Annotated in this window: 12 protein-coding genes; 5 read left to right on the top strand and 7 right to left on the bottom strand. The window is 61.3% G+C overall.

Going from position 1 to position 9,989, the window contains the following annotated elements:
- Positions 1–325 precede the first annotated feature (325 nt).
- The 3 genes from ldtR to AC04SH_RS34065 form a co-directional block, all read right to left on the bottom strand.
- Positions 326–841: a transcriptional regulator LdtR gene (gene ldtR, locus AC04SH_RS34075; RefSeq protein ID WP_142869475.1), complete on the bottom strand. Its 516-nt coding sequence runs from the start codon at positions 839–841 to the stop codon at positions 326–328.
- A 203-nt stretch (positions 842–1,044) separates the two neighbouring features.
- On the bottom strand, positions 1,045–1,467 hold the full coding sequence (locus AC04SH_RS34070; RefSeq protein WP_488578018.1) for a DUF6163 family protein: 423 nt from the start codon (positions 1,465–1,467) through the stop codon (positions 1,045–1,047).
- A complete protein-coding gene (locus AC04SH_RS34065) occupies positions 1,464–2,501 on the bottom strand; it encodes an enoyl-CoA hydratase/isomerase family protein (RefSeq protein WP_488578017.1) in 1,038 nt (345 codons plus the stop codon). Before AC04SH_RS34065 ends, AC04SH_RS34070 begins: the two co-directional genes overlap by 4 nt.
- Positions 2,502–2,688: 187 nt before the next feature.
- On the opposite strand from AC04SH_RS34065, the gene AC04SH_RS34060 reads away from it, so the two are divergent.
- The gene (locus AC04SH_RS34060; RefSeq protein ID WP_488578016.1) at positions 2,689–3,192 is read left to right on the top strand and encodes a pyridoxamine 5'-phosphate oxidase family protein; all 504 of its coding nucleotides are present in this window, start codon (positions 2,689–2,691) and stop codon (positions 3,190–3,192) included.
- 84 nt (positions 3,193–3,276) lie between these two features.
- Positions 3,277–4,308 (top strand): porphobilinogen synthase, encoded by a 1,032-nt coding sequence (gene hemB / locus AC04SH_RS34055; RefSeq protein ID WP_488578015.1) that lies wholly within the window; start codon positions 3,277–3,279, stop codon positions 4,306–4,308.
- Positions 4,309–4,337: 29 nt separating this feature from the next.
- Here hemB and AC04SH_RS34050 read toward each other — a convergent pair whose 3' ends face one another.
- On the bottom strand, positions 4,338–4,994 hold the full coding sequence (locus tag AC04SH_RS34050; protein ID WP_488578014.1) for a glutathione S-transferase family protein: 657 nt from the start codon (positions 4,992–4,994) through the stop codon (positions 4,338–4,340).
- 114 nt (positions 4,995–5,108) lie between these two features.
- Between AC04SH_RS34050 and AC04SH_RS34045 the strand changes: the two genes are divergently transcribed.
- Entirely contained in the window at positions 5,109–6,317 is a 1,209-nt protein-coding gene (locus AC04SH_RS34045) for a polyhydroxyalkanoate depolymerase (protein WP_488578013.1), read from the top strand.
- A 64-nt stretch (positions 6,318–6,381) separates the two neighbouring features.
- Here AC04SH_RS34045 and AC04SH_RS34040 read toward each other — a convergent pair whose 3' ends face one another.
- Positions 6,382–6,708: a DUF1330 domain-containing protein gene (locus AC04SH_RS34040; protein ID WP_023693250.1), complete on the bottom strand. Its 327-nt coding sequence runs from the start codon at positions 6,706–6,708 to the stop codon at positions 6,382–6,384.
- Positions 6,709–6,884: 176 nt separating this feature from the next.
- Between AC04SH_RS34040 and AC04SH_RS34035 the strand changes: the two genes are divergently transcribed.
- Positions 6,885–7,580: a winged helix-turn-helix transcriptional regulator gene (locus AC04SH_RS34035; RefSeq protein ID WP_488578012.1), complete on the top strand. Its 696-nt coding sequence runs from the start codon at positions 6,885–6,887 to the stop codon at positions 7,578–7,580.
- A 37-nt stretch (positions 7,581–7,617) separates the two neighbouring features.
- Here AC04SH_RS34035 and AC04SH_RS34030 read toward each other — a convergent pair whose 3' ends face one another.
- Positions 7,618–7,836: a hypothetical protein gene (locus tag AC04SH_RS34030; RefSeq protein ID WP_203280046.1), complete on the bottom strand. Its 219-nt coding sequence runs from the start codon at positions 7,834–7,836 to the stop codon at positions 7,618–7,620.
- Positions 7,837–8,005: 169 nt separating this feature from the next.
- On the opposite strand from AC04SH_RS34030, the gene AC04SH_RS34025 reads away from it, so the two are divergent.
- Positions 8,006–8,650: a dihydrofolate reductase family protein gene (locus tag AC04SH_RS34025; RefSeq protein ID WP_488578011.1), complete on the top strand. Its 645-nt coding sequence runs from the start codon at positions 8,006–8,008 to the stop codon at positions 8,648–8,650.
- A 199-nt stretch (positions 8,651–8,849) separates the two neighbouring features.
- Here the strand turns inward: AC04SH_RS34025 and ppk2 are convergent, their stop codons facing one another.
- Positions 8,850–9,770, bottom strand: coding sequence for a polyphosphate kinase 2 (gene ppk2 / locus AC04SH_RS34020; RefSeq protein ID WP_112567462.1), 921 nt, complete (start codon positions 9,768–9,770; stop codon positions 8,850–8,852).
- Positions 9,771–9,989: the final 219 nt, after the last annotated feature.

The following is a 9,989-nucleotide window of genomic DNA, read 5'->3' as shown; positions in this document are numbered from 1 at the left end:
GTTTGTCTCCGCCCTTGCATCCAGACCTCAGTAATTTGCCAAGATCAGCGCCAGCAGGGTCTCCCTCCCCCTTGTGGGGAGGGATTAAGGGTGGGGGTAAGTGCCGGGCAAACATCTCAGAAAATGTCATATGCGATAGCCCTACCCTCCGGGCGGTGAGATTAGGCATTGCGGAGGCGAAAGCAAACCGCAGCAAGGCGCGGCGTGGTCAAATGGTGATCACAGCCATGATCGCAAAAAGGACCGACGCCCCCCGGCGCCGGTCCTTCATTTGCTTTCCCCCGGCCGCGCTTCTTCTGGCGCGGCTCGCGTTCCGATGTCCGGATTACATCCGGTAGGCGATGGTGTCGTTCCAGAAGCGGTCGAGGCGCTGCAGCGCGCGGTTCATCTGCTTGAACTCTTCGCTGTTGATGCCGCCGACCTGTTCGATCGAGCCGACATGGCGCTCATAGAGACCGGCGACGACGTCGGCCACTTCATTGCCCTTCGGCGTCAGCGAGACGCGGACCGAACGGCGGTCGATGCGCGAGCGCTGGTGGTTGATGAAGCCGAGATCGACCAGCTTCTTCAGATTGTAGGAGACGTTCGAGCCGAGATAGTAGCCACGCGAACGCAGCTCGCCAGCGGTCAGCTCGGAGTTGCCGATGTTGAACAGAAGCAACGCCTGGATGGCATTGATGTCGGAACGGCCGTTGCGGTCGAACTCGTCCTTGATCACGTCAAGCAGACGGCGATGCAGACGCTCCACCAGCTGCAGCGATTCCATGTAAAGCGAACGGATAGCCTCGCGGCGATCGTCGGATACGTTGGCGGTCTTCGCCGCCGGACGCGAATTGATCATTGTCTTTGCCTCTCGTTTGTCGCCCTGGTGATTTTTTGTTTTTCACCTTGATCGCGACACTATCGAATACTCATAAAATTCGACTTAAACGCTAGGGCTAACAAGAGCTTACCGGTAATAGGTTTCGGAAGACGCTTAACGAACGGTCACCCGAGCAAGGATAATTAACCTAAAGATTTAGCCAATGGCGGCGGGGCGGCGCTTCAGGCGCGCGTGGGGCGCTTCTGCATCCAGATCACGACGCGAAAGACGACATAAAGCAGCGCCACCGCGAAGTGCGAAAACAGGATCAGCGGCCGGTGGCCGAACAGATCGGGAAAGCCGGCATACATGATGATCTCGGTGACGGCGCAGATGAACCAGATCACCGGGCCCCAGGAGGCCAGCATCCACAGGCCGGCGGCCGCGAAGGGAAAGAACACGGCCAGCATCACCGCCGCCACCTGCCAATGCACGGGCATCAGGTCGAAGCGCCAGAGCGGGCCGGGATAAAAGCCGATCAGCCGGATCCAGTACAGGATGCCGAACAACAGGCAGTAGCCGGCTATGACGCGCTGGAACCAGGCGAAGATGATTTCGACGCCCGAGGGCTGCAGCACGACGCGCCGTGACGTGACCTCGCTCACAGCTCGAGCTCCTGTTCGAGCGGCGCGAAATAGGCGTCGACCGAAGCCGCGTCGACTTCGGCGAGGCTTGCCGGCCGCCATTGCGGCGTCGAGCCCTTGTCGATGATGGCGGCGCGGATGCCTTCATAGAAGTCGTGGCCGGTCAGCATGCGGTTGAGGATGCGGAACTCCATCTTCATGCAGGCTTCCATCGACAAAGTCAGCCCGGCGCTGATCTGGCGCCAGGCGACATTGAGACTGGTGGGCGAGCGGGTGCGGATTGTGGCCAGCGTCTTGGCGGCAAATTCGTCGGCGCCGGCCGCCCGTTCCAGGCTGGTGATGATATCAGCCAGCGAAGGTTGGGCAAAATGGCGGGCGATCGCTTCCAGCATCGGCTGGCCGGTCTCGCGCTTGGCTGGCACGAAAAAGCCGCGTAGCACCGATTCCGGATCGCCATTGGCGCAGAGCCGGTCGAGGAACGCAGATTGGTCAGCGGCCTTGATGGTGTGGGTGGCCAGGCCCGACCACAGCGCATCGCCATAGCGGATACGGTTGCCGGTCAGTGCCAGGTACATGCCGAAGCTGCCGCCGAGGTCCGGCAGAAGGTGGCTGCCGCCGACATCGGGGAAAAAGCCGATGCCGACTTCAGGCATGGCGAACTGGGCGTTCTCGGTCAGCACCCGGTGCGAGCCGTGGAACGAGATGCCGACGCCGCCGCCCATGACGATGCCGTCGACCAGCGCGACATAAGGCTTTTTGAAGCTGTTAATGCGGGCATTGAGCCGGTATTCGTCGGCGAAGAACTCGACCGGCGGCTTTCCGGCGCGGGCCTCATAGACATGCATGATGTCACCGCCGGCTGAAAACGCCCTGCCCTCGGCCTTGACGACGACGACATCGACGCCGGCATCCTGCTCAAAAGCGTTCAGCGCCTTGTCCAGCGCCTTGATCATGCGATGCGTCAGCGCATTAAGCGCCTGCGGCCGCGTCAGCGTGACGACGCCTGCCTTGCCCAACCGTTCAAAGCGGATCTCGTCGCCGCCGCCAAAATCCATCGTCAGAGATTCCCTCCCCGCGCCTGCGGGACTGAAGTGCTAAAGGTGGCGCATGGGTGCGTCAACCGGCGGAGGGTGGTTTGGATTTCGCAATGGAACGCGACCGTGCTTTGCCCCGGGCAAAAATGCGAGCAAAATTGCCGGCGAAACACCATCTCAGCCTGTCTTGTGATCCAAGAGCAAACGCATGACGATTGAAACCGCAGCGCCGGGCTATGGCTGGGAGATGCCGAAAAAGTTCGACCCGGACGATGTGCTCAGCCGTCCGCTGATGGCCAACCTGGCGACCGTGACCGCGAATGGCGCGCCCCGCAATGCGCCGATGTGGTTTATCTGGGAGGACGATGCGATCTGGCTGCTCGGCTCAACCGAGGCAAGTGCTGTCAAACACCTCGAACGCGACCCGCGCTGCGCGGTGGAGATCGTCCATTTCGACAATGAGGCCGGCATCCTGCTGCATCTCGGCCTGCGCGGCGCGGCCACCATCGAGCCGATGTCGCCCGACCGCTTCAAACGACTGCTGCATAAATATCTGGGTCCCGAGGCGACCTGGAACCGCTGGTTCGTCAACACCGTGGCCGATTTCGACCATCCGAACGGACGCCTGATCCGGCTCGCACCGGAGAGCATCTTCACCAACAATGTGTCATTCTTCAAAACCGGACCCGAGCTGGCGTGGCCACCGAAGTGATGACGGAGATCGCTGGCACAATCGTGTCGCATTGGTCAGCGGCAAGGGCTCGTGGTAAAAGCCGCTCGATCCGGAGTTATGGCGATGAACAAATTCACCCCCGCAAAGCCCGCCGGCGCACGCAGCGTCGACGAGATCACCGGCAGCCGCCGCTTGCGGCGCATGCGCAAGGCCGACTGGTCGCGCCGCCTGGTGCAGGAGAACCGGCTGTCGGTCGACGACCTGATCTGGCCGATCTTTGTCATCGACGGCAAGAACACGCGCGAGCCGATCGCCGCCATGCCCGGCGTCTTCCGCCTGTCGCTCGATCTCGCCGTCAAGGAAGCCGAGCGCGCGGCAAAGCTCGGCATTCCGGCGATCGCTACCTTCCCCAATGTCGAACTCGCTTTGCGCGACCAGTTCGGTTCGCACATCCTCGACCCGGAAAACATCATCAACCGTGCAACCCGCGCCATCAAGGACGCGGTGCCGGAGATTGGCATCATCACCGATGCAGCGCTCGATCCGTTCACCAGCCACGGCCATGACGGCATCTTGCGCGACAGTATCATCGTCAATGACGAGACGGTGGAACAGGTGACCGCCGCAGCCGTCATCCAGGCGGCAGCCGGCGCCGACATCATTGCGCCGTCGGATATGATGGATGGCCGCATCGGCGCCATCCGCGACGCGCTCGATGCCAACGGGTTTTCAGACGTGGCGATCATGTCCTACGCGACGAAATTCGCTTCCGCCTTCTACGGCCCCTATCGCGAGGCAGTCGGCACCGCCGGCCTGCTCAAGGGCGACAAGAAGACCTACTATCTCGATCACGCCAATTCCGACGAAGCGGTGCGCGAGGCCGAGCAGGACATCGCCGAAGGCGCGGACATGCTGATGGTCAAGCCAGGCCTGCCCTATCTCGACATCATCCGCCGTCTGAAGGACGAGTTCCAGATGCCGACCTTCGCCTACCAGGTGTCGGGCGAATATTCGATGATCAAGGCAGCCGCCGCCAATGGCTGGATCGACGGCGAGAAAGCGATGCTTGAGAGCCTGCTTGCCTTCAAGCGCGCCGGCTGCGACGGCATTCTGACGTATTTCGCGCCCGAGGTGGCGCAGATGCTGAAGGGATAGCCGCGCCGCAGCCACCCTGCTCCACCTTCCTAAAATTCCACGTCGAGTTCGATAATGTCCTCGGGCTCGGCAAGCGCGTCCCGCGTCCACTCCTGCATCAGCGACCAGTCGAGGATCACCTCGCAATAGCCCGCGTGTGGCGCTTCGAGCTCAACCGCATAGGTGCGGAAACGGGTGCAGACCGGCGCATACATCGCGTCGGCCACGGTCGGCGAGGAACCGAACATAAACGGCCCGCCATAGGCTGCCAGGCATTCGGACCAGATCGTCTTGATCCGCTCCACGTCCGGGCGCGCGCCGGAAAAGATCTTGAAGCTCTTGTGCCGGGCTTTCAGGCTCATCGGCAGCGCCGAGCGCAAATTGTGAAAGCCTGAATGCATCTCGCCCGATATCGCACGGCAATGCGCGCGCGCCACGCGGTCGGCAGGTAGCAGACCGGCATCCGGCATCGTCTCGGCCAGATATTCGGCGATCGCCAGCGTGTCCCACACGGTCACCCCGTCATGAGTCAGCCGCGGCACCAGCACCGATGGCGACAGGAGCAGCAATTCCTGCCGTTGTTCGGGGTCATCGATGTCGATGCGCTTCTCCTCGAACTCCAGCCCGGCCATGCGGCAGAGTAGCCAGCCACGCAAGGACCAGGAGGAATAGTTCTTCGACGAGATCGTCAACGTCGCCTTGGTCATGCCGTCGGCCCTCCGAGCCCCTTTGCCGGCAACAATCCTCTCGCAATGCACAAAATTTTGCACTAGATTTTTTGCACTGCCACATGGCGGCTTCGGAATGGGATGTGCGTCTCGATGCTGTACCAGGCCTACCAGCTTCAGGACGACCTCATCGCCCCGTCGCGTTTTTTCGCCGATCTCTTGCGCTCGGCGATGAGCAGCATGGTTTCAGGCGACAGCGTAAAGCAGCGCCTTGCCGCCGGGCTGGAGATGATCGGCCGCTTCAAGCTCACCCATACGCGACCGGATTTCGACATCAGATCCGCCAGGGTCGGCAATCGCGACGTACCGGTCACCGTCGAGACAGCACTCGAGCTGCCGTTCGGGACGTTGCTGCGCTTCGCCAAGGACATGGATACGCGCCAGCCCAAGGTGATGGTGATCGCCCCTTTGTCGGGTCACTTCTCGACGCTGCTGCGCGGTACGGTGGAGACGCTGCTGGCAGACCACGAGGTCTACATTACCGACTGGGCCAATGCCCGTGACGTACCACTTGCGGCCGGCCGTTTCGGCGTGGACGACTATGTCGACTACATCATCCGCTTCCTGGAGGCGATCGGCCCGGGCGCGCACATACTGGCGGTCTGCCAGCCCTGCGTCCAGGCGCTTGCCGCAGTCGCCGTGATGTCCGAGGACAAGCATCCTGCGACACCGCGCTCGATGACGCTGATGGCGGGGCCGATCGATCCGCGCGAGAGTCCGACCAAGGTCAACGAGTTCGCCGTCAGCAAGTCGCTGGCGTGGTTCCAGAGTTCCGTCATTTCGCGCGTGCCGTGGCGCCATGCCGGCGGCGGACGCCGCGTCTATCCGGGCTTTCTGCAGCTTGCCGCGTTCATGGCCATGAACATGGATCGCCATAAGAAGGCCCACCAAAAACTGCATGACCATCTGGCGACTGGCGAGACCGCCGAGGCCGAGAAGATAAAAACCTTCTACGACGAGTATCTGGCGGTGCTCGACCTCACCGAAGAATTCTATCTCGAAACCATCGACCGCGTGTTCCAGAAGGCGGAGCTCGCCACCGGCACGTTCACGTTCCGGGGCAGCCCGGTCGATCCGGGCGCGATCCGCAACACGGCGCTGCTGACCGTCGAGGGCGGGCGCGACGACATCTGCGCCCTCGGTCAGACCTCGGCCGCGCATGAATTGTGCCGGTCGCTGCGTCCGCATCTGAAGCGCCATCATTTGCAGGCCAATGTCGGCCATTACGGTGTCTTCAACGGCAAGCGCTGGGAGCGCGAAATCTATCCGGCCGTGCGCAATCTCATCCTGTCGATGGAATAGGTTTTGCCCACAGGGACGCTGAAGGGATAGCCGGAACCCGGACTTTCCGGATTCCGGCTTTTCCTCACGCCTTCGGCAAATAAGGGATCGTTCCGGCCAGATCGGTATCGTCGATCAGCTGGAAGCGGCTGTCGCTGCCCTTCTGGCGCTCCGCCACAAACGGGGCGTATTGCGGATCGTTGGTGAAGGCTTCGGCTGCCTTTGCCGACGGAAACGCCATGATGGCGATCAGGCTGGTGTCGAGCGGCTTGCCCTCCAGCGTCTTCACATTGCCGCTGCGGGCCAGGTACTTGCCGCCATGCTTGTGCACGAGGTCGTGCACCGAAGCGGCATAGGCCGGCACCCATTTGTCGTCCTTCACCTTGATGTCTGCGATCACGTAAGCGGTCATTGCTTTACTCCTTATGGATCGGCGCCGGACTGCCCGGCGACGTGACCGCTGCCTCGCATGACGGCGCCGGGCCCCTCCAGTCACCAAACTGTACCAGGGGGACCAGTACAGCTTCTGTACTGGCTGATCTCAGGTTTTCTGAATAAGGTTCGGCAACTTCTTTTGGAGATCGCCACATGACGCAAGCCGGATACAAGCAGTTCTGCCCGCTCTCGATGGCGGCGGAGCTGTTGTGCACACGCTGGACGATGGTGCTGCTGCGCGAACTGGTGGCGGGCTCGACCCGTTTCAACGATTTGCGCCGCGGCGTGCCGAAAATGTCGCCAACCCTTCTGTCGCAACGGCTGAAGGACCTCGAAGCGGGCGGCATTGTCGAGCGCACCGAGATCGAATCCGAAAAGGGCGTGTTCGAATACCGGCTGACCGAGGCGGGCCGGGATTTGCGCCCGGTGGTCGAAGCGATGGGCTTCTGGGGTCAGAAATGGGTCGAGGCCAGGCTGTCGCTCAGGAATCTCGATCCGTCGCTGTTGATGTGGGACATGCGCCGCAATCTCAACCCCAGTCCGCTGCCCGACGGGCGCACCGTGATACAATTCCTGTACCATGACCTGCCGGCGTCAAAACGCTCGTGGTGGCTGATCGTCGAGAAACAGGGCGATGTCGATCTGTGCTGGTACGATCCGGGCTTTGACGTCGATCTCTACGTCTCGACGGACCTCTGCACCATGACGTCGATCTGGATGGGGCTGACAACGGTCCACAAGGAACGCGACAAGATCAGCCTGACCGGCGATCTCGACGTCGCCGGCAAAATGCAGACTTGGCTTGGCCTCAGCCCGTTTGCGATGATGCCGAAGCGCGCCGCGGCTTGAGGCCAGTTACCGTCACAGGCGCCGCAAATTTGCTGACCTATCCCGCCAGCGCTCTATACTCGTAAATGCTGGGGCGACGCCGCGTCGGGACCTTGTCTGTCAGGTCAACCACGCGGATCCATTTGCAGGCGTCGCCTCGCAAGGTGACCTTCCGGCCGATCACCTTTTCGGCTGCCCCAAACGGCGTGCTGGCGTGGGTCTCCTGACTCTCCTGAACGACCTCTCCGTCCATCCTCTCGACGCGATATGCCTTCATCTCGTGCGCTCCCGACTCAGGGCCTCCCGAAGGGTAACGCGGCGGCTTTTTCCGTCAACTATTAGAATATTCTAAATCTTTGTGATTTAAAAAAACCACTTGCAATTCGCAATCGGTTTGCTACAAAGCAACTACTTGCAAATCAAAACCGGTTACCTCGGAGGCTTTCATGTCCAAGCTGCGTGTCAATGCATTCACCCTGTCGCTCGACGGTTTCGGCGCCGGTCCTGACCAGACCCTGCAAAACCCGCTGGGCGTTGGTGGCGAGGAGCTACACAAATGGATGACCGGCACCCGCACCTTCCACGAGATGGTCGGCAAGGATGGCGGCACCACCGATGTGGACGACCGGTTTACCGTCCGCAGCTTCGACAATGTCGGCGCCTGGATCCTCGGCCGCAACATGTTTGGGCCAATCCGCGGCGATTGGCCGGACGACAGCTGGAAGGGCTGGTGGGGCACCAATCCGCCCTACCATGTGCCGGTCTTCGTGCTGACGCACTACAAGCGCGATCCGATCGAAATGGAAGGCGGCACCACTTTCCACTTCGTCACCGGCGGCATCCATGAGGCACTCGACCAGGCGAAAGCCGCTGCCGGTGGCAAGGATGTACGCGTCGGCGGCGGCGTCTCCACCATCCGGCAGTATCTCAAGGAGAAGCTCATCGACGAGTTGCATCTGGCGGTGTCGCCGGTGCTGCTGGGCAAGGGTGAGAATCTGTTTGCAGGCCTGGATATGCTCAAGCTCGGCTATCAATGCACCGAGCAGGTCGCGACGGCGCTTGCCACGCATGTGACGATCAAGCGGGGTTAGGTGAAGCCTTTGGTGCAGGCTCCTTTCTCCCCGTTCTACGGGGAGAAATGCCCGGCAGGGCAATGAGGGGCGGCGCTGCCGATAGATGATTACCCCGCCGATGATGCGAATTGACTGGGCTCTACTTTCGAGATTAGCGCTGCCCCTCATCCGCCCTTCGGGCACCTTCTCCCCGTGAACGGGGAGAAGGAAAAAGTGCTCAATACTTCTCCGGCACGTAAAGTTCCCGCGGCAGCACCTGCCGTTCGTACTCCGGATTGAACACCCGCTCGGGCAGCGTGATTTCTTCGTGCGGCACTTCCTCATAGGGCATCTGCTTGAGCAGATGATCGATGCAGTTCAGCCGCGCCCGCTTCTTGTCGTTGCCTTCGACGATGTACCACGGTGCCTCGGGAATGTTGGTGCGGGCAAACGTCTCTTCCTTGGCCTTGGTGTACTGCTCCCAGCGCACGCGCGACTGCAGATCCATCGGCGACAGTTTCCACTGTTTCATCGGATCGTGAATGCGCATCAGGAAGCGCATCTGTTGTTCTTCGTCGGTGATGGAGAACCAGTATTTGACCAGCGTGACGCCGGAGCGGACCAGCATGCGCTCGAACTCCGGCACGTCGCGGAAGAACTCCTCGACCTGATCCTGGTCGGCAAAGCCCATCACCCGCTCGACGCCGGAGCGGTTGTACCAGGAGCGGTCGAACAGCACGATCTCACCGCCGGCCGGCAGATGCGGCACGTAACGCTGGAAATACCATTGCGATTTCTCACGCTCGGTCGGCGCCGGCAGCGCCACGACACGAGCGATGCGTGGGTTGAGGCGCTGGGTGATGCGCTTGATGACGCCGCCCTTGCCGGCAGAATCGCGGCCCTCGAAAATCACCACCAGCTTTTTCTTGTGGTAGGCGACCCAGGACTGCAGCTTGATCAGTTCCGACTGCAGGCTGATCAGATCGCGAAAATACTGCATGCGATCGATCGATGGCGGATGCGCGTTCTTGTAGATCTTGGCGATCTCCAGCGACAGCGCCGGCTCCGACATTTCCAGCTCATAGTCTTCGTCGAGCGTGTCGGCGAGTTCGGCCTCAAGCCAATCCCTGGCCGGAGAATTCTGCTTTAACTCAGTCATTTCTGCTGCTCCGCTTGCCGGCTGACATGAAACCCTGAGCCGACTTGATATAGGCCGGCAATGACGGTTTTATTGCAAGCCACCGGCCGGTTGATCATCGCCGCAAATCGGCGGGGTTTGGTCGATCCATTGCCGTGGCATGGCGACAAACTGCTTAAATTGTCCTACAAATGGCTGACCCATTCGGGCTGCCCCCGCCCTTCTCGACCAAAACCGCCC

Source organism: Mesorhizobium sp. CNPSo 4688, from assembly GCF_057784295.1.
Note: the sequence above shows the minus strand (reverse complement) of the source record. Positions and strands in the feature narration are given on the sequence as shown.

Coding starts and splice junctions, on each gene's coding strand:
- ppk2 (WP_112567462.1), bottom strand. CDS start 9,770: ATGACTGAGTTAAAGCAGAATTCTCCGGCCAGGGATTGGCTTGAGGCC.
- AC04SH_RS34060 (WP_488578016.1), top strand. CDS start 2,689: ATGACGATTGAAACCGCAGCGCCGGGCTATGGCTGGGAGATGCCGAAA.
- AC04SH_RS34040 (WP_023693250.1), bottom strand. CDS start 6,708: ATGACCGCTTACGTGATCGCAGACATCAAGGTGAAGGACGACAAATGG.
- hemB (WP_488578015.1), top strand. CDS start 3,277: ATGAACAAATTCACCCCCGCAAAGCCCGCCGGCGCACGCAGCGTCGAC.
- AC04SH_RS34035 (WP_488578012.1), top strand. CDS start 6,885: ATGACGCAAGCCGGATACAAGCAGTTCTGCCCGCTCTCGATGGCGGCG.
- AC04SH_RS34030 (WP_203280046.1), bottom strand. CDS start 7,836: ATGAAGGCATATCGCGTCGAGAGGATGGACGGAGAGGTCGTTCAGGAG.
- AC04SH_RS34025 (WP_488578011.1), top strand. CDS start 8,006: ATGTCCAAGCTGCGTGTCAATGCATTCACCCTGTCGCTCGACGGTTTC.
- AC04SH_RS34065 (WP_488578017.1), bottom strand. CDS start 2,501: ATGGATTTTGGCGGCGGCGACGAGATCCGCTTTGAACGGTTGGGCAAG.
- AC04SH_RS34045 (WP_488578013.1), top strand. CDS start 5,109: ATGCTGTACCAGGCCTACCAGCTTCAGGACGACCTCATCGCCCCGTCG.
- ldtR (WP_142869475.1), bottom strand. CDS start 841: ATGATCAATTCGCGTCCGGCGGCGAAGACCGCCAACGTATCCGACGAT.
- AC04SH_RS34050 (WP_488578014.1), bottom strand. CDS start 4,994: ATGACCAAGGCGACGTTGACGATCTCGTCGAAGAACTATTCCTCCTGG.